The 21,950-nt window shown below is 52.9% G+C and carries 22 protein-coding genes; 7 read left to right on the top strand and 15 right to left on the bottom strand.

Annotated features, from left to right (window positions below; all coding sequences use genetic code 11):
* Positions 1-53: 53 nt before the first annotated feature.
* The 6 genes from NMK_RS16240 to NMK_RS16215 all read right to left on the bottom strand — a co-directional run bounded on the left by NMK_RS16240 (position 54) and on the right by NMK_RS16215 (position 6,272).
* The gene (locus NMK_RS16240) at positions 54-1,133 is read right to left on the bottom strand and encodes a UDP-N-acetyl glucosamine 2-epimerase (protein ID WP_109016811.1); all 1,080 of its coding nucleotides are present in this window, start codon (positions 1,131-1,133) and stop codon (positions 54-56) included.
* A gap of 9 nt (positions 1,134-1,142) precedes the next feature.
* Positions 1,143-1,997, bottom strand: coding sequence for a glycosyltransferase family 2 protein (locus NMK_RS16235; RefSeq protein WP_109016810.1), 855 nt, complete (start codon positions 1,995-1,997; stop codon positions 1,143-1,145).
* Positions 1,998-1,999: 2 nt separating this feature from the next.
* The gene (locus NMK_RS16230) at positions 2,000-3,721 is read right to left on the bottom strand and encodes a tetratricopeptide repeat protein (RefSeq protein ID WP_181376316.1); all 1,722 of its coding nucleotides are present in this window, start codon (positions 3,719-3,721) and stop codon (positions 2,000-2,002) included.
* A 330-nt stretch (positions 3,722-4,051) separates the two neighbouring features.
* Complete coding sequence (locus NMK_RS16225; RefSeq protein WP_181376321.1) at positions 4,052-4,519, bottom strand: pilin; 468 nt, start codon at positions 4,517-4,519, stop codon at positions 4,052-4,054.
* Positions 4,520-4,715: 196 nt separating this feature from the next.
* Positions 4,716-5,252: an SRPBCC family protein gene (locus tag NMK_RS16220; RefSeq protein WP_109016807.1), complete on the bottom strand. Its 537-nt coding sequence runs from the start codon at positions 5,250-5,252 to the stop codon at positions 4,716-4,718.
* A gap of 39 nt (positions 5,253-5,291) precedes the next feature.
* Positions 5,292-6,272, bottom strand: a complete 981-nt coding sequence (locus NMK_RS16215) for a beta-propeller fold lactonase family protein (RefSeq protein ID WP_227871537.1) — start codon at positions 6,270-6,272, stop codon at positions 5,292-5,294.
* Positions 6,273-6,406: 134 nt separating this feature from the next.
* Between NMK_RS16215 and NMK_RS16210 the strand changes: the two genes are divergently transcribed.
* Positions 6,407-6,907 (top strand): RNA pyrophosphohydrolase, encoded by a 501-nt coding sequence (locus NMK_RS16210; RefSeq protein WP_109016806.1) that lies wholly within the window; start codon positions 6,407-6,409, stop codon positions 6,905-6,907.
* 37 nt (positions 6,908-6,944) lie between these two features.
* On the opposite strand, the gene NMK_RS19110 is transcribed toward NMK_RS16210, so the two are convergent.
* The 9 genes from NMK_RS19110 to nadC all read right to left on the bottom strand — a co-directional run bounded on the left by NMK_RS19110 (position 6,945) and on the right by nadC (position 16,519).
* Positions 6,945-7,352 (bottom strand): GtrA family protein, encoded by a 408-nt coding sequence (locus NMK_RS19110; RefSeq protein WP_109016805.1) that lies wholly within the window; start codon positions 7,350-7,352, stop codon positions 6,945-6,947.
* On the bottom strand, positions 7,336-8,271 hold the full coding sequence (locus NMK_RS16200) for a glycosyltransferase family 2 protein (protein ID WP_109016804.1): 936 nt from the start codon (positions 8,269-8,271) through the stop codon (positions 7,336-7,338). Before NMK_RS16200 ends, NMK_RS19110 begins: the two co-directional genes overlap by 17 nt.
* Before the next feature lie 2 nt (positions 8,272-8,273).
* Positions 8,274-9,551, bottom strand: a complete 1,278-nt coding sequence (locus tag NMK_RS16195) for a glycosyltransferase family 39 protein (RefSeq protein ID WP_181376315.1) — start codon at positions 9,549-9,551, stop codon at positions 8,274-8,276.
* Positions 9,552-9,703: 152 nt separating this feature from the next.
* Positions 9,704-10,348: a phosphatidylserine decarboxylase gene (locus tag NMK_RS16190; RefSeq protein WP_109016802.1), complete on the bottom strand. Its 645-nt coding sequence runs from the start codon at positions 10,346-10,348 to the stop codon at positions 9,704-9,706.
* Between the two features lie 85 nt (positions 10,349-10,433).
* A complete protein-coding gene (gene ilvC / locus NMK_RS16185) occupies positions 10,434-11,450 on the bottom strand; it encodes a ketol-acid reductoisomerase (protein WP_109016801.1) in 1,017 nt (338 codons plus the stop codon).
* Positions 11,451-11,546: 96 nt separating this feature from the next.
* Positions 11,547-12,038, bottom strand: a complete 492-nt coding sequence (gene ilvN / locus NMK_RS16180) for an acetolactate synthase small subunit (RefSeq protein ID WP_109016800.1) — start codon at positions 12,036-12,038, stop codon at positions 11,547-11,549.
* 1 nt (position 12,039) lies between these two features.
* Entirely contained in the window at positions 12,040-13,749 is a 1,710-nt protein-coding gene (locus NMK_RS16175) for an acetolactate synthase 3 catalytic subunit (protein ID WP_109016799.1), read from the bottom strand.
* A gap of 164 nt (positions 13,750-13,913) precedes the next feature.
* Complete coding sequence (gene tfpB, locus NMK_RS16170) at positions 13,914-15,695, bottom strand: type IV pilus assembly ATPase TfpB (protein WP_109016798.1); 1,782 nt, start codon at positions 15,693-15,695, stop codon at positions 13,914-13,916.
* Positions 15,692-16,519, bottom strand: coding sequence for a carboxylating nicotinate-nucleotide diphosphorylase (nadC, locus tag NMK_RS16165; RefSeq protein ID WP_109016797.1), 828 nt, complete (start codon positions 16,517-16,519; stop codon positions 15,692-15,694). The genes tfpB and nadC overlap by 4 nt, the downstream gene beginning before the upstream one ends.
* 96 nt (positions 16,520-16,615) lie before the next feature.
* On the opposite strand from nadC, the gene NMK_RS16160 reads away from it, so the two are divergent.
* The 6 genes from NMK_RS16160 to NMK_RS16135 all read left to right on the top strand — a co-directional run bounded on the left by NMK_RS16160 (position 16,616) and on the right by NMK_RS16135 (position 21,943).
* Positions 16,616-17,221 (top strand): glutathione S-transferase N-terminal domain-containing protein, encoded by a 606-nt coding sequence (locus tag NMK_RS16160; RefSeq protein WP_109016796.1) that lies wholly within the window; start codon positions 16,616-16,618, stop codon positions 17,219-17,221.
* Positions 17,222-17,377: 156 nt separating this feature from the next.
* Positions 17,378-18,145 (top strand): oxygen-binding di-iron domain-containing protein, encoded by a 768-nt coding sequence (locus NMK_RS16155; protein WP_109016795.1) that lies wholly within the window; start codon positions 17,378-17,380, stop codon positions 18,143-18,145.
* On the top strand, positions 18,142-20,292 hold the full coding sequence (locus NMK_RS16150) for a putative bifunctional diguanylate cyclase/phosphodiesterase (RefSeq protein WP_109016794.1): 2,151 nt from the start codon (positions 18,142-18,144) through the stop codon (positions 20,290-20,292). The genes NMK_RS16155 and NMK_RS16150 overlap by 4 nt, the downstream gene beginning before the upstream one ends.
* Positions 20,293-20,380: 88 nt before the next feature.
* On the top strand, positions 20,381-21,019 hold the full coding sequence (locus NMK_RS16145) for a cytochrome b/b6 domain-containing protein (RefSeq protein ID WP_109016793.1): 639 nt from the start codon (positions 20,381-20,383) through the stop codon (positions 21,017-21,019).
* Entirely contained in the window at positions 21,012-21,416 is a 405-nt protein-coding gene (locus NMK_RS16140) for a DUF1924 domain-containing protein (RefSeq protein ID WP_109016792.1), read from the top strand. The genes NMK_RS16145 and NMK_RS16140 overlap by 8 nt, the downstream gene beginning before the upstream one ends.
* 11 nt (positions 21,417-21,427) lie before the next feature.
* Positions 21,428-21,943, top strand: a complete 516-nt coding sequence (locus tag NMK_RS16135; protein WP_109016791.1) for a diheme cytochrome c — start codon at positions 21,428-21,430, stop codon at positions 21,941-21,943.
* Positions 21,944-21,950: the final 7 nt, after the last annotated feature.

Genomic DNA, 21,950 nt, shown 5'->3' with positions numbered 1-21,950 from the left:
CCAATCTTTCTCAGTTACCACAAAAAGGAGAATGACATTATCGCCTTGTATGATTATTGAAATGCCACGCACTCGAGAGCTATTCGGTCCGAAGGGGATATCGCTGGATGAAAAGGCGGCCGCTGAAATCGCTGAAAATTTTCAGTGAAGTCTTTTATTGTCGCGTAATCATACCGACTAAGCACGCAATTCACATCCAGCCCCTCTTCCCGCTCTGTTGCCTGCCTCAACAACAAGATCGGCTTCCCAAGATAAAAACATTCTTCCTGGTTGCTCCCGCCGTCGCTGATGACAAAATCCGCCGAATCGATGAGTTTGATAAAACGGAAGTAATCGTAACGAGGCCTTAATTCGACTCGCGGATGACTTTGTAGGATGTCATAGAGGTTGAATTCCTTTAGCTTGTTAAAGGTGGGTTTGTGCAGGATGAATACCACCTTTTTGCTCTCTGCAATACGGCCGACGATGTCGACTAACCGCTCAAGCGCCGGTTTAGAAAAGACATTTTCGAAGCGGTGCAACGTGGCGATAGCGTAAGGCTCTTCCGGAATATCAACCGAGATGTTTGCTATCTTGCTTTTAGCCATTTCCAAGGCGTCAAGCAGCGTATTCGCGCCCATATCTATCCTGACGCCCTTGTAGCGTTCCAGATTTTTAATGGCCCAGGTGCCCGGACAAAAGTAGTAGTCGGCCAGGGCGAAAGTGAGCAGCCGAGTAATTTCTTCGGGAAAAGGGTGAAACAGGTTGTAAGAACGTAACCCGGATTCCACATGGCCGACTTTCAGGCGGGCGGCCTTACCCATTAGCGCACCCAGTAATGTCGAAAAGGTATCGCCATGCACCAACACAATACCTTTGCGATCATTTTCAAAGATGCGCTTGCGGTCTTTGAACGTGTGCCACAAGATGCGAAGCGCCCATACCAACATTTTGGGTATCGAGGTGATGTCTGGGCCTGAATAAAGCGTAATATCGGGCCCCTTCAGACCGAAGTTATTAAGGATTTCCTCCATTGTCTCGCGATGCTGGCCAGTCGAAATGTATCGGTAGGACAGACCTGCATTCCGTAAGGCGGACATAACCGGCGCCATCTTGATCAACTGAGCTTTTGTCCCGATGACGATATGAATCATATTGAGCGACTACTCGCTGTCTTTGTACATAAGCGCTGTGATCTGCTCAGAAATCAGCCCAATCAAGAAAACCATGACAGCACTTATGAATAGTAAAGCAGACATATTAGTGAATCGGTGCACCGTCAAATAGGTATAAAGGTAATGCCCTAACCCCATCAAAAAGAAGCTAAAACTGATTGGAGCAAACAATTTGAGCGGCGAATAGAGCGTTCCGATCTTAAAAATAATGATCAGAAATCTTGCTCCATCTCTCAATAGACGAATATGACTGTTACCGATTCTTTTTGGAGCAACGATGGGGACATACTCCACCGAATAGCCTGCTCTAAAAAAACTCATGGTAATAGTCGTAGGATACGAAAATCCATTGGGCAAGAGGTAAATAAATTGCCGAAACTTATTTGCTTTAACAGCACGGAATCCGGATGTTAAATCGAGGATAGGATGACCTACCATCCATGTAGCAAGACGATTATAGAAACCATTGGCAGCGGCCCGATGCACGCCAGCTTGCGATGCCCTGCTCCGTGCCCCAACCACCATGTCAAAGCCTTGATTTACAGTATCCAAAAGTCTCGGAATATCCTCAGGTCTATGCTGACCATCAGCATCCATAAAAACTAAGACCTCTCCTGTCGCAGCCCTAGCACCAGCTTTGATGGCCGCACCGTTTCCCTTGCTATAGGGGTTGGATACGATCTTGACCTTGTGCTTTTGACAAACAGCCTCGGTATCGTCTGAAGAACCATCGTCAACAACAATGATTTCCGCATCCTTGGCATATTGCCTAATCTTTGGTAACAGGAAATCTAGTGCAGCAGATTCGTTTTTTGCCGGCAGTATGAGGGATAAATTATGCATTTCTAGTAGCCAAGCGCCGCAATTTGTGCGAGTCGAATGTTGATATCCGCTTTATATGTACTCAATTTGTCCATCGACCGCACTTGGAGAAGCTGCTGTTTAGCTTCGGGGTATCGATGTAAGGCCATTAGATAGCGAATTAGGTTAAACCGGTACTCAATTTCACTTGGTTCAACCTCGATAGCCTTGTGCATGGCCGCGATCGTGCCTGCGGTATCGTGAATTATGTTATTCAGATAATAATTTTGTGCATTAAACACCATGGCTTTGTTGCTATTGCCGATAGTCGGATTATTAAGCGCAGCAGTAAATAGCGTATCGAAATCTTCCCTACTAAGGTTGCATCCTCCATTCATTTGGCACCTGACCAAATTCAGCAACCGATCACCGTTAGTTGGTACAAACACAGAATATCTTAATCTCCGGGTCAACTCGTCGAAATTCCTGCGGTCTAGTGGTTTACCTTCCTGGGCATCGAGAAATATCAGGCCAAATGCCCCGCCGGTATCATTAGTGCTTGTAGCCAGCGCCCGTTGGAAGTAATAGCGAGCCAATGCCTGAAACTGAGCCTGAAGTTTGGCATCATTAAAAGTCACAGTCGAAAAAATGGTGGCAGCCTCAAAATTGGCCCGAGTGGATAATGGATGATGAATAGCTTCGCTTTGGCCAAAATCAACCGGGTTAGCCCATTGTGTGGATCGGGCATAGGTGTTGACAGAAAACAGCGCCACTATCCCCACAGCAGCGAGACTTCGCCAACGCAGGGTATCCTGAAATTTGGATGGGTATAGCAAATAATAAATGAACGGCAACAATAACCCGTACATGGGTAGATAATTGCGGTGCTCATGCATGATTTCTAGCGCGAGCACGCTTGACTCCATCACATGCCCGACCAGAAAAAACAGCACACCCAACGCGATTAATGGAGCACGCTGACACAGTGCAATTGCGGCCAAGAAAAGTGCGGCCAAACCCAGTACCGCCCACAACGTACTAAGCGGTTGCAAAAGACCACTCGAGAGCGGGAAATCATCATGGTACAAACCCATGTCGCTAATTCGCGGCAACAGAATAAGCTTGATATAAAACCATAGCGCCCGCGCCTCTGTCATAAGGCGTTCAGCGAGTGAGAAATCGCGCCCACCATAGCTACCTGTAATCCATTCAGGATGCAGCAGCGTATAGCCGCCTAGCAGCAATGCGGGAAGCACAACACTTACCCCATAAAACACGCCCAAAAAAATCCGCTCGTTGCGATTGCCCGTGAAGCGAAAAATCGTCATCTCGAAGATCAACATGAACGCCGGTAGCAAGGCACCGTTCTCCTTGCTCAACACAGCTAACGGGAAAAACAAGAGCAGGCTCACCAGCACCGCAATCATGCCGCCCCGCCCTTCGATCATTCGGCCACGCGCCCACACGAACAGTGCTAGCGCCCAAATAGTGAATCCTGCAGAAAGACTGGTCATGCGCTGTACCACGTACAGCACGCTGGTGAGGCCTAGCGGATGCAACAGCCATGCCGCTGCCACAGCAAGGCTAATCCACTGCACTTGGGATTCAGTCAAATCCAGCTGAATCTGCCGACGATAAAATTCAAAAAGAAATCGCGTCAGAAAATAAAGGCCAAGCCCATTGAGCATGTGAATGACCAGATTGGTCAATTTGAAATAAAACGGGTTGCCGCCTGTTGCATAGTAATTAAGGGCGAACGATACCATGCTAATAGGTCGTGCTAGAGGGCCACTACGTCCAGACACCGCGGCGTACTGCAGACTAGCACCATCAAGATTGGTTATGCTCAGACGGGGATTGCCTAGAATATTGGCATAGTCATCGAAAATAAACGTTCCGGATAACCCGGGCCGATATGCTAAAAAGGCAATTGCCAGTACGATAACTAACGAGACTATTGAAAAAAAACGTCGTACAAGCATCCTTCTTACCCAATCACTTAAAGCCTACCCTAATTCCAAACGGTATATTTACTGCTCAAAGAATGAAAATGAAAAAGGGGGCCGAGCCCCCTTTTCAACTCAAACTAAGCTAGGTTACACCTTAGGCAAGAATTTGGTTGGGAAAGTACCACTAGGTGCAACTTTCCACGTCATACCAGAGCCGGTAGCGCAAGTACCTGTATAGGTAACGCCCGTACCAGATGCAATTTGTGAATTGATAGAGCCATTGTAAAGGATAGTGACTGTACCACCGGTACCAGTGGTATTACCTGTAGTGGTTACCTTGGTCACATACTTACCTAAAATTGATCCATCTGCTGGCAACCCTAAAGTACCATTAACATGGTTGCTACCATTGGTACCAGCTGTTGCAAGCGTGCCTTCGCTGCAAGCCACACCAAGCGCAGTCAAAGAAGGACTTGCCAAGCTTGGGCCTTCCTGAACCTTAGCCTTGATCGTGTAGTCCTGATAGGCAGGAATTGCTACTGCAGCCAGAATACCGATAATCGCAACTACGATCATCAGTTCGATAAGGGTAAAACCCTGTTGAACTTTTTTCATCATTAAACCCCTTTTGCAAAAGTTTGGTAATTTAACGAACCGCTCTAGAACAGTCCGCGTCAAGAATCAAGCATACATCGTGCCACAAATTACGCAACGTCTAACGTCAATAGATAACATAGCAATAAACAAAAAGGCAGCCTAAGCTGCCTCCTTTGATTATTACCAGGTGACAATAAATGTCACCCCGTGACGATTATTTACCCTCAGCAACCTTCTTCAAGTTTGCCAAGCCGGAGTCGTACACACCGGTCACAGCCTTGATTGCAGATTCGTCATCCTGACCAGCCGGGATAGGCGGGTTCAGACGGTACTTGCGGTAGAAACGGCCAAGCCAATTCACCGTGGTTTCACCAGCACCAGGGCCTGCCTTGACGGTAATGGTGGAGTTGTAATCGGTCACAGGCAATACGCCCTCTTCGATTTCGTACTTGAGCTTCATGTCTGCGTCATTGACGGACTTGAGCTTTTCGTAAATCGTGCCGCCGTCCTTCAGCGTCAACAGACGGAAGGTAGCATCCTGGCCGTTCTCATCCTTCTTGTTTTCCACCTTATCGCTCGCAACGGCGGGATGCCATTTCTGCATGTTGCCGAAATCCTTCACCAGCGCCCAAACCTTGGCCGGGTCGGCCTTGATAACGACTTCCTTTTCCACCTTTTGGGGGGATGGGCCGTGCGCGAATGCGGTCAACGGCAGCATTGCAGCAGCAATAATTGCGAGAATGTTCTTCATGCAAATCTCCTATCGATTTAAAAATTAACTACTTGAACTTCAATGCGAAACCTGGGCGATAAACTGGCCAAAAGCACGGCTTTGCTTGCCTGTCGGGATACTTTTGGTCAGTTTATTGCTTACAGCATCGATCACTGAAACTGCGTCGTCGCCCCAACTCGCGACATAAACCTTTTGATGCTCACGATCATAGGCAATGCCTTCCGGCACATTGCCCACGTCTAGCGTCGTTAACACTTGATTATCGGCCGCCCGAATTATCGCCACACTGTCACCTTGCGTATTGGTAACGTAAACAAACCCGCCATTGTCATTCACAGCCACGCAATAGGGATGGTCGCCCACAGGAACAGTGGCAATAACGTTGCGAGATTGTGTATCGATGACCGACAAGGAATTACTGTAGACATTAACTGCATAAAGACGGGAGCCGTCGCGATTGAGTGTCACCCCGAACGGATGACGGCCCACGGGTATTTGCTGGATCACTTTGCGCTTTGCGAGGTCGATGACCGCAACATCATTACTATCTCGGTTTGCCACATAAAGTAGCCTTCCATCCGGACTCACTTGCATTCCCGCAGGAGCTTTGCCAGTAGCAATCGCACTCAGAGTTTTTCCGTTCGTGGAATCCAACACCAGAACGCGATCACTAAACCAATCCGCCACGTAGATTTCCGCACCAGAAGGATTCACAGTAAGCCCAACCGGAGAAACCTCCAGCTTGAACTCGCCGATCACTTTGTTTGCAGATGTATCGATCACAGAAATGGATTGACTATCCACATTGGAGACAAATGCCCGATCCGTTGCAGGCGACACGGTAACGCCCACAGGACCGCTTCCCACGCTTAAGGTTTTCACCACTTGATCCTGCGCCAAATCGATCACGGAAACACTGTTTTCGCCTTGATTAGTGATATAGGCAAAGTCGGCAGATTGCGCTTGCAGCGCCAATCCCAAGATAGTGGAAGCCAGCAGTTTAAGGGTCGATTTCATGGAGTCGTTGTCGAGCAGCATGGCCTAACAACGCGTTGTAGCAGATAACGGTTGACGGCGCAGTATAAGTGTCCAAAACACCCAACGCAACCGTTACAGGCTTCAAATTAAAGCTGAAATGTGCAAAAATCGCAGTAACTTTCAAGGATTCAATCATGATCGACCGGGATGGCTATCGCCCGAATGTAGGCATCATTCTCTGCAACACCCGCAATCAGGTGTTCTGGGGAAAGCGCATCCGCGAGCACTCCTGGCAATTTCCCCAGGGCGGCATCAAGCAGGGCGAAACGCCCGAGCAAGCAATGTACCGCGAACTGGAAGAAGAAGTCGGCTTGCATCCCGAGCACGTTCGTATTCTCGGCCGCACCCGCGATTGGCTCCGGTACGATGTTCCCACGCATTGGGTCAAACGCGAGTGGCGCGGCTCTTACCGCGGACAGAAGCAGATATGGTTTTTGCTACGCCTGACGGGACGGGACACCGATGTATCATTGCGCGCCAGTTCCCATCCGGAATTCGACGCTTGGCGCTGGAGTGAGTACTGGGTTCCGATGGAAGCTGTCATCGAATTCAAGCGGGATGTTTACAAGCGTGCGTTAAGCGAACTAGAACCGCATCTGCACAGCGATCATCACCATCGCCGCAACGTTGCCTGAAACAGAGTTGTGAAGCAGGAGATTGCGAACCACTCGCTTAGCCCCGAAAAGCCATACGAACATTGCCCCAATAAGTAAATACAGCAGAAACCGCCGCACTTGGCACAAGCCCCAATAACGGGTACTTGTAAACAGTCGAACTCAAACGCAACAATTCCGCATAAATGGCGAAATTGAGTGCAAATCCTAACAAGCTCACAACGAAATACATCTGGAGATTTCGGAGTTTTCCGCTACTGCAGCCCACCACCTTAAAGGTAATAGTTCGGTTAAGCCACCACGTACCCAGAACGGCCGTTAAGAAACTAATGACTCTCGCAGGGAGTGGCTCCCATCCTAGCCCATGGACAAAAAGAGCCAGTAGTCCCGCATCAATAACAAATCCGACACATCCAACAAATGCAAAACGTATCCATTGGGGAAACGCCTCAATCGGGAGCAGCATTGCTTACATTTTTCAACGAAAGATAATGTAGTCGTCTAAGCTCACGATTTCCCCTACTCACACTATCTAGAATGATGCCTGCGGTGAAGAGAATTACTCCTATGAGACCCAGGCCGGTAGCAAGAATGGCTGTAGGAAAGCGAGGAACCAAGCCTGTTTTGGCATACTCCACCACTACTGGTACGCCAAAACCCAGAGATAACCCCGCGACAATGATCGCTAAGGAAAAGAAAAACTTGAATGGCTTTGCCTCCTTAAACAAGAGCAGAATCGTCATCAAGATACGCGTCCCGTCACGATACGTTCTAAGTTTGCTTGATGCCCCTTCAGGCCGAGAAAAATATGGAGTTTCCATTTCGGCTGTAGGTAATGAGAGCTCAAGCGCATGAACAGTCAATTGCGTTTCGATCTCGAACCCTTTGGCCAAGGCCGGGAACGATTTGACGAAACGCCGGGACATAACGCGATAGCCGGACAAAATATCTGTAAAACGCTGTTCAAATAAGGCGCCAACAATGACATTGAAAAGTTTGTTGCCGAACTGGTGCCCTGTTCTATACGTTGTCTCGCCTTCCTGACTTTTCCTTACGCCGACCACCATATCCAAGCGCTCGTCTACCAGCACTTCTATCATCTTTCTCACTGAAGGCGCATGATAGGTTAGGTCACCATCCGCAAGCACATAGAGATCAGCATCTACATCAGCAAACATTCGGCGCACTACATGGCCCTTACCTTGGCGATACTCATGACGAACTATTGCTCCATGCGCTTTAGCAATTTGGCTCGTATTATCGTTAGAATTGTTGTCATAAACGTATACATCAGCCTCCGGCAGTATTGCCCTGAAGGAATCGACAACTTGTCCAATCGCTTTTGCTTCATTGAAACAAGGCAACAGAACGGCAACTTTTGGCATGGCTATCTTAATTCCAAACTGTTTACATTCGTACGTTTGCCCATACCCGTGGTAATCCATGAAATAGCAAATACAGCCAGGATGAACATGACTGGTAGCAACGGTACGGCATAGCGAGCAATCGGAAATCCCACCATATGCACGGCAAGGAAATACAGCAGGACAATACTAAATATCCTTAAGCCATTTACTTGGTTCGTATCACGATTCACCAAATTAATTTTCCAACATAGCACCGTAACGACCAGCCCTAAGACCATCCATACCCAATGGATTGCCCTCATAGCTTTCATTAATAATACGAAGATTGGATGGCCAAAATAAGGGCTTTGCAAAGTGGGATAGGTAAAAATATCGCCTGCAGAAGCCATATCGCCCCATCCCAAGAAAGCCAGTGGCTTTCCGATGAAATACCATTTTAGATAGATCAGTGGCTCGTTTAAGAAGAGCCGTCCTATCTCGTGCAAAATACTACCAAGACTCGCCCCAATGACCGCAGCATCGGGATCGAACCGATAGGGGTACCCTAAGCTTTCTGGTTTTCCTGCGTACATGAAATCGGGGTAATGCCCATGCAGTAGCGTAGACACAGTTAAGGTGGAGTCTGAAAGAATACCGAGTGTCAGGTAGTTACGAAGTAACCAAATTCCGAATACTCCAATAAAACCAATTGCTAAGGCGATTATCTGCTTGATTCGAAACTTTGCGGGAAACGCATACACGCCGAAGAACACAATCATTGGCAATAGGTACTGCACGGTAGGGCGAATCAGCGCTGATGATGCTAATAAGACCCCTGCCAACAATCCCCAAGCCCAACGTTCAGGATGCGAAAATTGCTTTTGTACTGCAAGCAAGGCCAGAAGAAAGAAGAACGTAAAAAGCGCTTCAGACAACACGTAAGTACCAGCCACAACGAGCTGGGGAGAGATAGCAACCAGCAATGACGGTAACAGTGCCCAGCCGTCAGATAAGACACTCCTTCCTAACAAATACACCAATGGGATCATCATGACACCGAGCAGCGCCTGCACCAGCGTAATGTCTAGTACTGTTTTATTAGTCGGCTCTGCCCCAGCGAAAGGCAATAAGAAGAGGGAGTACCCAGGCGATCTGACAGCATCAGGGTGCAAAGTGTGTTGCTGATCGGGCGCTTGAAAAATTGGCTGCCTAGAATATACATCGTAATGGCGCAGGTTATAGGCGTAACTAAAGTACTCGCCGGCATCTGCCCGCAACGGAGCTAATACAGTGGTATGGAATGTTGCGTTGAGGCGCATGAACGCGCCCAACAACGTGATTAGAATCAGCGCCAACAGGAATGCGCGAGAAGAACTTGGCTGTTTCGGCATCGATATAGGTGTTTTTGATTTATTCGGTGCCGCAATGATAGCCGAATGGCCGCCTAATGAGCCACCCGGCCTAACTACAATTACAGCTCAGCAAGAATAGTACTGCTCGCGCTCACCTTATCTCCCAGGCTGACCTTGGGTACAGCGTCAGTCGGCAGATAAATATCCACACGCGAACCGAAGCGGATGAACCCGTAGCGCTGGCCTTTAAACAATCCATCGCCTTGGTCGACGTAACACAGAATACGGCGTGCGATGAGGCCGGCGATCTGTACACACGTCACATCTACACCTTCCTTGGTACGAATCCACAATGCATTGCGTTCGTTTTCCAGAGAAGCCTTGTCCATTGCGGCGTTGACGAATGAGCCGGGGAAATACCAGCGCTGCTTGATGAGGCCTCCGATGGGCGCGCGGTTGGAGTGCACGTTGAAAACGTTCATGAACACGCTGATCTTGAGTGCCTCACGTTGCAAGTACGGGTCGTGCGCCTTCTCGACGATAATAACGCGACCATCTGCTGGAGAGACGATAGCGTTGGGCTGATCGGGAATGACGCGTGCCGGATCGCGGAAGAACTGCAAAACGAACAGCGAAATAATCCAAAGTGGGACTGACCATAGGGCGCAATAAGCGGTTGCGATCAGGGACAGAATTATCGCAATCGCCAGGAAAGGCCAACCTTCGCGGGCAATGATGGGATGTGGGTAGTTGTTGTTGCTCAAGATTTATCCTTAATGCATGTCCATCAATAAAAAACGGGGCAGGGCAAAATCTGCCGAGCCCCGTCTATATCAGGCTGATACCTGATTAGTTCTTACTTTGGTCGACCAGCTTGTTCTTGGCGATCCAAGGCATCATGGCACGCAGTTGGCCGCCGACCTGCTCGATCGGATGGGCTGCGTTGAGACGACGACGTGCGGTCATTTCCGGATAGTTGGTCTTACCTTCCAGGATGAAGCGCTTGGCGTATTCGCCGGTCTGGATACGCTTCAGCGCATTGCGCATGGCATAGCGGGACTCTTCGTTGATGACTTCGGGGCCGGTCACGTACTCGCCATACTCAGCGTTGTTGGAGATGGAGTAGTTCATGTTGGCGATGCCGCCTTCGTACATCAGGTCGACGATCAGCTTCAGCTCGTGCAAGCATTCGAAGTAAGCCATTTCGGGAGCGTAGCCGGCTTCCACCAGGGTTTCGAAGCCCATCTTGACCAGTTCCACAGCACCGCCGCACAGCACGGCTTGTTCGCCGAAGAGGTCGGTTTCGGTTTCTTCGCGGAAGTTGGTCTCGATGACGCCGCCCTTGGTGCCGCCGTTAGCTGCAGCGTAAGAAAGTGCAATATCCTTGGCCTTGCCGGTCGCATCTTGATAGATAGCGATCAGGGAAGGCACACCGCCACCCTTGAGGTATTCGGAACGGACGGTATGGCCGGGCCCCTTGGGGGCGACCATGATGACGTCCACGTCCTTGCTCGGGACGATTTGGTTGTAATGCACGTTGAAGCCGTGTGCGAAAGCCAGTGCAGCCCCCTTCTTCAGGTTGCCAGCGATGTCGGCTTCGTAGATTTGCGGCATGGTTTCGTCAGGCAACAGGATCATGACGACGTCTGCGCCGCTGACAGCCTTGCCGATTTCTTCAACCTTGTGGCCGGCGGCTTCAGCCTTCTTCCAGGAAGAGCCTTCCTTGCGCAGACCAACAGTGACGTTAACGCCGGAATCCTTCAGGTTTTGTGCATGGGCATGGCCTTGGGAGCCGTAGCCGACGATGGTGACCTTGAGGCCCTTGATGATGGAAAGGTCAGCGTCCTTGTCGTAATACACTTTCATACAAATTTCCCTTTATTAATAGCAATCAGCGGTCAGCGATCAACCTTCAGCTTTCAATGCGATATGCGCTGACCGCGGAAAGCTGATGGCTAACGGCTAGATTTTCAGAATACGGTCGCCGCGCCCGATGCCGGAAGCACCGGTACGCACGGTTTCGAGCAACGCGCCCTTGTCGATGGCTTCGAGGAATGCATCCAGCTTGGAACCCGTGCCCGTCAATTCGATGGTATAGGTGTCGTCCGCCACGTCGATGATGCGGCCGCGGAAGATATCCGACATGCGCTTCATCTCCTCGCGGTAGGCGCCGGTCGCCTTCACCTTGACCAACATGAGCTCGCGCTCGATGTAGCGGCCGTCGTTGAGGTCCAGCACCTTCACCACGTCGATCAGCTTGTTGAGCTGCTTGACGATCTGCTCCACGACATCGTCGGAACCTGAAGTCACGATGGTCATGCGCGACAAAGTCGGATCTTCGGTCGGAGCCACGGTCAACGATTCGATGTTGTAGCCGCGTGCCGAGAACAGGCCTGCCACGCGTGACAAGGCCCCGGCTTCGTTTTCCATCAGCAATGAAATGATATGGCGCATGTTACAGATCCTCCGCCAGAATCATTTCTGACAAGCCCTTGCCGTTCGGCACCATAGGGAACACGTTTTCCGACTGGTCGGTGACGAAATCCAGGAACACCAAGCGTTCCTTGTGCGTGATGAATGCTTCGCGCAAGGCGCCCTCAACGTCTTCCGGCTTTTCGATACGCATGCCGACATGGCCGTAGGATTCTGCCAATTTGACGAAATCCGGCAGGCTGTCCATGTAGGACTCTGAATAGCGGTTGCCGTAGAAGAACTGTTGCCATTGGCGCACCATGCCCAGATAGCGGTTGTTCAGCAGGATGATCTTGATCGGCATGTGGAACTGCTTACAGGTCGACAGTTCCTGGATGTTCATCTGGATACTGCCTTCACCGGTAATACAGGCCACTTGCGCATTGGGATGCGCCAACTGTACGCCCATGGCGTACGGCAGCCCCACGCCCATCGTGCCCAGGCCGCCGGAGTTGATCCAACGGCGCGGCTTGTCGAACTTGTAGTACTGCGCGGCCCACATCTGGTGCTGGCCCACGTCGGAAGTCACAAAGGCTTCGCCCTTGGTCACTTCATACAGTTTTTCGATCACGAACTGCGGCTTGATGATGCCGCTGCTACGGTCGTAGTCGAGGCATTTACGGCTGCGCCAGCCTTCGATGATTTTCCACCAGTCCTTGAGCGCATGGGCGCTGGGACGGGCTTCGTCGGCATCCAGCAACTCGTTGAGTTCGGACAGCACGCTCTTCACGTCGCCCACGATAGGCACGTCCACCTTCACACGCTTGGAAATGGAAGACGGGTCGACGTCAATATGGATAATCGTGCGGGGATTGCTGAAGAAATGTTCAGGGTTGCCAATCACGCGGTCGTCAAAGCGCGCACCGATGGCGATCAATACGTCGCATTCCTGCATCGCCATGTTGGCTTCGTAGGTGCCGTGCATGCCCAGCATGCCCACACACTGCTTGTCCGTTGCCGGGTATCCGCCCAATCCCATGAGCGTATTCGTGATCGGGAAATTCAGTTTCTTCACGAAACGCGTAAGCTCGTCCGCAGCATCCCCCAACACCACGCCGCCACCTGTGTACACCATAGGGCGCTTGGCTTCCAGCAACAGCTTGAGCGCCTTCTTGATCTGACCGGTATGGCCCTTGCTCATCGGGCTGTAAGAACGCAACTGAACGGATTTGGGATATTCGAACTTGGTCGTAAACGCGGTCACGTCCTTGGGAATATCCACCACGACCGGGCCGGGACGACCGCTGGCAGCGATGTAGAAAGCCTTTTTTATGGTCGCAGCGAGATCTTTCACATCCTTCACGAGGAAGTTGTGCTTCACGCAGGGACGAGTGATGCCCACCATGTCCACTTCCTGGAAGGCGTCCATGCCGATAGCCGGCGTCGGCACCTGGCCGGAAAGCACCACCATGGGAACCGAGTCCATATAAGCCGTGGCAATGCCAGTGATGGCATTGGTCGCACCCGGGCCGGAAGTCACCAGCGCCACGCCGACTTCGCCGGTCGCACGCGCATAAGCATCGGCAGCATGGACAGCTGCTTGTTCATGGCGCACCAAGACGTGCTTGAACTTATTCTGCTTGAAAATCTCGTCGTAAATGTTGAGCACCGCGCCGCCGGGGTAGCCGAACAAAAACTTCGTACCCTCCTCTTGAAGGCAGCGGATAACGATTTCTGCGCCAGTTAATTCCATAAAAAATTCAAAAATTTGGGGATTTGTTGCGAAACCTTGAACAGTAATGGTTCAGAGGATTTTGGTCAAGGTCGCAAGGGTCGAAACAAGGGCTTTACGGCAGAAAAATTTGGTTCCAAACTTTCCTGCCGCGCCTCAGGTGGGCTTTGCTGCTTTTTTAAGCGTTAATGCAAGGTCGAAGGAGCAACCTTGAGAACCTCTTCAACCGTGGTTAACCCAGCCAGGATTTTTTCGGCGCCACTCACACGCAAAGGCTTCATCCCCTCCTTGAACGCCTGGTCCTTGATCTTGCCCAAGTCGGCGTCTCGGGTGATGAGCTGCTTCAAACCGGCGGTCATGGGCAACATTTCATAGAGTCCTGTTCGACCCTTATAGCCGGTCATCCGGCATTCAAGGCATCCCACGCTGACTTGCACCGTGGAAGGCTTGGGGAGCTTCCAGGATTCCACCAACTCTGCCCACAACTCGTCGCTCACCTCGCCCTCCTGCTTGCAGAACGGGCACAAGGTGCGTACCAGGCGCTGTGCCATCACACCGAGGAGCGATGAATTGAGAAGGTAAGGCGGCACACCCAGGTCGAGCAAGCGGCTGACTGCCGCGGGCGCATCGTTGGTGTGCAAGGTGGACAGTACCAGATGGCCCGTCAAAGATGCCTGGATCGCCATTTCAGCTGTTTCCATATCGCGGATTTCGCCTACCATGATGATGTCCGGGTCCTGCCGCAACAGCGTACGCACACCGTCGGCAAACGTCAGGCCGATATTGTGCTGCACCTGCATCTGGTTGAATGAGGGCTCGATCATTTCGATCGGGTCTTCTACCGTGCACACGTTCACTTCCGGCGTGGCCAGCAGCTTCAACGTGGAATACAAGGTCGTGGTCTTGCCTGAGCCGGTAGGGCCGGTCACCAGAATAATGCCGTTGGGTTGGTTCACCCATTCATCCCACAACGCCGAGTACTCAGGACCGAACCCCAGATCGGAAAAATTCTTGACCAGGATATCGGGGTTGAAAATCCGCATGACCAGTTTCTCGCCGAACGCCGTCGGCATGGTTGAGAGTCGCAGTTCGATCTCCTCACCCGTGGTAGAGCGGGTTTTCAATCGTCCGTCCTGCGGGCGTCGTTTTTCGACCATATCCATACGGCCCAGCAGCTTGATGCGGCTCGTGATGGCATTCATGATGGTCGAGGGCAACTGGTAGACCTGATGCAAGACGCCATCGATGCGGAAACGTACCAGGCCGATCTCGCGCCGAGGTTCCAGGTGAATATCGCTGGCCCGTTGCTCGAAGGCATACTGGAACAGCCAGTCCACGATATTGACGACGTGCTGCTCGTTGGCGTCAAGGTTCTTGTTCTTGCCCAACTCGACCAGCTGCTCGAAGTTCTGCACCCCGACGATCTGCCCCGCCTTGGCTTCGCTTGCAAGCTGCACGGAATTGGCCAGGCTGTAGACTTCGGGCAAGTAACGGTTGATCTCGATAGGATTGGCAAGCGCAGGGACGATGCGGATACTCACCATGCGCTCAAGCTCTACGATCCAGTCGCGAAGGAAAGGCTCCGAGGTCGCGATGGTGACTTCGCGTCCATTGACCTTGACCGGCATGATCTTGAGACGGTCGGCGTAAGCCTTGGAAACCACGCTGGAAATGGAACCGAAGTTGAGTTGCAGCGGATCGATGTGGAAATACGGCATATCCACTTTTTCCGCCAGCCATTCGGTCAGGAACTCCGTCGTCAGCGGCTTGTGCGGCGATTTGAGGCTGGTCCATTTGCGTTCGCCAAGGATCACCAGCGGATGCAGGCTCGAGCGTTCGTGCTTGTGGTCCTGATAGACGTGTTCGGCGTCCTCCTTGGACACTAGTCCGTCTTCCACCAGCCAGCGCAGGAGTTCGCCGACCGTGAGGCGGTGTTCGTGTACCTTGATGCCGGCTTCTCTGTTCATGATTTGAACCTCATGGAAAAGTCGATCGCCTTGACGTCCTTGGTCAGGCTACCAACAGAAATACGATCCACGCCAGTCTGCGCCACAGCGCGCAAGGTTTCCAGGGAGATTCCGCCGGATGCTTCCAGCACGGCCCTTCCCGCATTATGGGCCACCGCTTTCTCTAGCAACGGAATATCGAAATTATCGAGCAATATCAGGCGTGCCCCAGCTTCCAATGCCGCATCGAGTTCATCCAGGCTCTCCACTTCGATCTGCACCGGAACGCCCGCTTTGAAAGCCTTCTGCAAGGCCTGTGGAATCCCGCCGGCGGCAGCGATATGGTTTTCCTTGATGAGAATCCCGTCGTACAGACCGATACGCTGATTGAACCCGCCACCGATGGTCACCGCGTATTTCTGGGCACGCCGCAATCCGGGCAAGGTTTTGCGCGTATCCATGACCACGGCCTTGGTCCCCTCCACCTCGCGGCCATACATTTGAGTATGCGTCGCCGTCCCCGATAGCGTTTGCAGGAAGTTGAGCGCGCAACGCTCACCGGTCAACAGCGATCTTGCGTTACCTTGCAGGGTACATATCCATTGGTCCGGCTTCAGTTCGTCGCCATCAACCGCCAGCCACTCGATATGCACATCTCCGCCCACCTGGCGAAAACATTCCTCGAACCATGCCGAGCCGCACAATATGGCGCGCTCGCGGCTTACCACGTGCGCTTCGGCAATCGCATCGGGTGGAATCAATCGTGCGGTGAGGTCTCCCCCGCCGATGTCTTCGGCGAGTGCGACAGCGACGTTACTGGCAATGATGTCGTGTTCGGGCAGCATTATTCTTTGGCCTCTGTAGTCCTGTTGGGCAATAGACGGGGTCTACTAATTCTGGGATTATAATGGCCATCCTCGTAAAGAAATGTTTCCTAGCGTATGAAGCTCTTCGTCACCGCTGGCAGCCCTTATGCGCGCAAAACCCGCGTCGTGCTCGCCGAAAAACGCATCGATTGCGAAATCGTCATGTTGGCATCCCTGGCCGACCCTGACAGTCCTTTGCCCGCCTACAATCCGTTGGGTAAGGTGCCGACCCTGGTGCTGGACGATGGCAGCGGCCTGTACGATTCTCCCGTCATCGCCGAATACCTCGATAGCAAGACGCCCGTGGCTCATCTGATTCCCCAAGCCCATCGCATCGAAGTCAAGCGCTGGGAAGCCCTGGCGGATGGCGTTTGCGATGCCACGGTTGCCATCGTCATGGAAGGCCGCCGCGCACCGGAGAAGCAAGACAACAGCATCGTCGAGCGCCAGCGTCCCAAGGTCGAACGCGGCCTGCGCAATATGTCGCAAGACTTGGGCGACAGCAAATGGTGCCTCGGCGAAGCCTTTACCCTGGCTGATATCGCCGTCGGCTGCGCATTGGGCTACATCAACCTGCGCATGCCGGAACTCAAGTGGGAAGAGCAATATCCCAATCTCGCCCGACTGCATAATCAGCTGTTGGCGCGCCCCTCTTTCAAGGACACGGTTCCACCCGGTTAAGCACATGGATTCTCAGCATTGCAGCATGATGGCGCAACGCTGAGAATCTGTAAGTGGCATACCCGTCGTAAAGCACATCGGATCGCGCCTAAAATTAATACTTAAATGTCCCTTTATCTAGATTAAAATCAACAAAAACAACCTTAAGGTGAAGTCATGCGCAACCAAAAAATATTCGACACCGAAAATCACAAGTTCATTCTGCTGAACGAGAGCGAGCCGGGAGAGGAAGACGGTGTGCGCTCCAACCAGTTTCTCATCATCCACGAGGGAAACGGATTTCTGATGGATCCAGGCGGCTTCGGCGTAATGCCTCGCGTACTGGCGGAAATGCTGCGCTACATTACCCCAGGGCAAATTCGCGGGATATTTCTCTCGCATCAGGACCCGGACATCGTTGGCGGTCTCGCGACATGGCTGGAGCTTTGCAAATGCCCGGTTTACGTTTCGCGCATCTGGTTGCGCTTCTTGCCGCACTATGGCTTGACCGACATGCAGCGTTTCGTCGGCGTGCCGGATCAAGGCATGCGCCTTGAGACCACGGCGGGACTCAACTTGCAAATCGTGCCGGCCCACTTTCTTCATTCCGAAGGCCAAATCAACATCTACGACCCTGTATCCAGAATTCTCTTCAGCGGCGATATCGGCGCGGCCATGTTGCCGAACGACCAGGATGAAGTTTTCGTCGACGATTTTGCTGCCCACCTGCCCTACATCGAAGGCTTTCATCGGCGCTACATGTGTTCGAACAAAGCCATCCGATGCTGGCTGGATACTATCGCCGACCTCGATATCGACATGATCGCCCCACAGCATGGCCCCATCTATCGCGGCGCAGCAGTCCATGACTTCCTCGCCTGGCTGCGCGACTTGCAATGCGGGATCGACCTCATGCAAAGCGGAGGCCGCTTTCAAAACCTATGACTCTTTCGTTGCCACATCACCTTGAACAAGCCCGCCTGCGAGTCATCAATCGCATGGCGGCTCTACTCGAGAGCAAAACCCGAACCAAGACTTTCGCCAACAGCCTGAGTCATCTGGTCAGGGAAACGCATCAGGAAATCGTCGCCGAGCTTGAGAGCACTATGGCCCTGGCCGACTCCCAGGCGTTGGCGGACCGCATCCATCACACGATGGAAATGTGTACTCGTCTCAACGATACGATGGATTTATTGATCAACGAGCGGCAGCGCCAATGGATCAACGACGGCAACCATGTACAGGCCATGATGGGCGAGTTCAACGAGACCCTGACCGATCTCGCCGCGACGCTGGTGGAAAAAGACCTGCTCGAGCGACAGAGCAAAGTGCTGGAAAAGATCATCCTGTCGCACGAGCATATTTCGCAGTGGAAAGAGTTCGTGCAGGACATCCTCGCCGAATTCCATGCCATTTTCCCGTTCAATTTCTTTTTCATCGCCTTTGCCGAGGAGCACACGCTCTCGCTGTTCATGTATTACCTCGGCAACTACTCCGAAGAGGTCAAGCAGCAAGCCCGCCACATGCTAAGCGCCCGCATGCTGGCCAACCTCAACTTGCCGGACGATGCGCCGCTGGATATCGAGGAGTTCATCGTCAAGCACGACGGCCCCCAAGTGGATATCAACGATATCCGCATGATTACCGTCACCGTGCCCGATCACACACCCAAGCTGGCCGGGCTGTTAGGCGTGGCTTATGTCTCGAGCGGCAAACTGAGCGTCCAGGAAGAAAGCATCGTGCGCTCCATCCTCGCCGTCATGGTCATGGTGGTGGGGTCGAGCAAGGCGCTTTCGCGCACCTTGAGCGAACTGGAGTATTACTCGGCGCACGACCCGTTGACCGGCCTCTACAACCGGCGCCATTTCAATGCCATGCTGGAATACGAAATTGGCCGTTCGGCGCGTCATGGACACGAGTTTTCGCTGCTCCTGATCGACCTCGACGATTTCAAGGACGTCAACGACTCCTACGGCCATCCCACGGGCGACGAAGCATTGCGCGGCGTCGCCGAGGTATTGCGGGAACATGTCCGCATGGGCGATCTCGTCACCCGTATCGGCGGCGACGAGTTCGCGATCATTCTCATGGAAACCGGACGGGAAGGCGCCGCCAAGGTGGCCGAGGCACTCCGCGAAGCCCTGCGCAAAGTTTCCTTCAGCGCAACGGACGGCCGACGCTTCCACATCACCATGTCGGTCGGCATCGTTACCTTCCCGCACGACGCAGAGAACGATTCGGATCTGCTGGCCGGGGTCGATCTCGCGCTGTATCGTGCCAAGGAATTGGGTAAGAACACCAGCAGCGCGCTGGAAAAACTGGGCGACCACGTACAAGTCAGTCGGGCGACACGGGACTACGCCGAAAAACTGCGCGAAGCCTTGCAACAAAATCGCATCGTCCCCTTCTACCACCCCATCGTGGATTGCAGCAGCGGGGACATCTTCGCCTTTGAAACCCTGGCTCGCCTGCGTGAGCCCAATGGTGACATTATCTCGGCCGGGGCATTCATCGAAGCCATCGAGAAGTACGGCCTGGGCCGCGAACTCGACCGCACCATGATCAATGCCGCCTTGACGGCCAAGCACCAGCGCATGCAGCACGGGGTTAGTCCAGCCAAGCTGTTCATCAACCTTTCCGCCCAGGAAATCCAGGGACGGGGCGTGTTGGGCTACGCCGAGCAGCTTTGCGCTGAATTGCAAATACCCCCTGAATGCATCGTGTTCGAAATCCTCGAACGCGACGCCATCGGCGACATGACCAACATGCGCAAATTCCTCAGCAACCTGCGCGAAAAAGGGTTCGCCTTCGCCCTGGACGATTTCGGCAGCGGCTACAACTCCTTCCACTATTTGCGGGAGCTGCGGTTCGAGTACGTTAAAATCGACGGCACTTTCGTCCGGAACATTCTCCATTCCAAGATCGACTATGCCCTCGTGCACAACCTGTCCAAGCTGTGCCAGGACATCGGCATCCAAACCGTGGCCGAATTCGTGGAAAACCAGGATATCTACGATGCGCTAAAGCACATGGGCATCAATTACGCACAAGGCTTCCATATCAGCATGCCCTCGCGAGAAATGCATCGCTAGAAGCATCCCCCGGAAAATCCTTAGGGCTTAAGGGTGATTTAAGAATTCGGGTCTAAAGTTCGCTCCATTGCAACAACCGGAGACGATCATGCAAACCCTCACCTATCGCAGGCTCAAGGTTTACGACCCCATCCTGCGGGTCATTCACGCCTGGAACGGCCTCGCCATCCTGTTTCTGATGGCCACCGTCTGGCTGTCCGAACTGTTCGAAAAAGGTCCAGGCGAAAAAACGCTGTGGACCCTGCATATCTACCTGGGCTACGCCTTGGTCACCGGCATCGCGGCACGGATTCTGTGGGGGATCATCGGGCCGAAGCACGCTCGCTTTACCGACTTCTGGCATCCGCAAGCCTGGCTGCAAGTTTTTCGCACACGCAGTCTGGAAACCAAGCACCGCTTCGGTCATCACCCGCTCGCAAGCGGCGCCTACCTTGCGGTCTACCTCCTGCTCGTTGTCATGGCCGCGACCGGACTTGGACTTGCCGCCGTGGGGCACAGCATGGGGCCGCTCGATGCCTGGGTAGGCGACATGCCCTGGCTGAAGGATATTTTCGAAGAACCCCACGAATTAATCTACAACTTGCTCATCGCCTTCGTCGTCGTGCACCTCGGGGCGTTGATCTGGCACGAAAAGCACGACCGTGCACCCCTCGCCCAGGCCATGGTGAGCGGTTACCAGTACCAGGCAACGCAACATTCCCAAAGCCAAGGAGAACACCATGCGTAAGCTCATCGCCATTACAAGCTGCCTCTTCAGCCTGGCTGTTCAAGCAGCGACGCCACAGGAGTTGCTTGACGGCTATGCCGCCCAGGCCAAACAGGAGAATCCGGCGTTTACCGGTTTTTCGGCAGAGCGCGGCGCCGCTTTTTTCAAGACCGAACACGCGAGCAACGGCCGACAAACCAGCTGCGCCACTTGCCATACGCCGGACCCGCGCCAGCAGGGGAAAACCCGCGCCAACAAGGTGATCGAGCCGCTAGCGCCCATCGTCAACCCGCAGCGCTTCACCGATATCAACAAAGTCGAGAAATGGTTCGGCCGCAACTGCAAGGACGTACTGGAGCGTGCCTGTACCGCGCAAGAAAAGGGCGATTTCATTCGCTTTTTGGTCAACGTTAAATAGGGAGCCGAATCATGAAAAAATGGATGCAATTACTAATCCTGACCACCGGCATAACCGCTGCCGGTGCTCTGCTTGCCAGCGGCGGCATCGAAGAAGGCGGTAGCCGTCAAATGCCAGCCGTGAACAACGCTGCCTGGAAGGCCGAATGCTCGAGCTGCCATATGCTGTACCACCCTGGACTATTGCCCGAGCGCTCGTGGCGCAGCCTGATGAACGGGCTGGACAAGCATTTCGGCGAAAATGCGGCGCTGGACGCGCCGACGCGCGACGATATCCTGCACTTCCTCGTCGCCAACAGCGCCGACAAGCAGGACAACCGCCGCTCGCACCGCATCGCTCAGTCAATCCCGGCCGATACCGCACCGTTGCGCATTACGGAAACGCGCTATTTCCAGGCACGTCACGACGAAGTGTCGCCTTCGACCTTCAAGCGCAAGAGTGTAGGTAGCGCCTCCAACTGCGCGGCCTGTCACAAAAACGCCGAGAAAGGTGACTTTTCGGAATCGCAAATCCACATTCCGCGTTAAGATTCGG

It is taken from the genome of Novimethylophilus kurashikiensis, assembly GCF_003112435.1.
GTDB classification, from domain to species: domain Bacteria; phylum Pseudomonadota; class Gammaproteobacteria; order Burkholderiales; family Methylophilaceae; genus Novimethylophilus; species Novimethylophilus kurashikiensis.
Note: the sequence above shows the minus strand (reverse complement) of the source record. Positions and strands in the feature narration are given on the sequence as shown.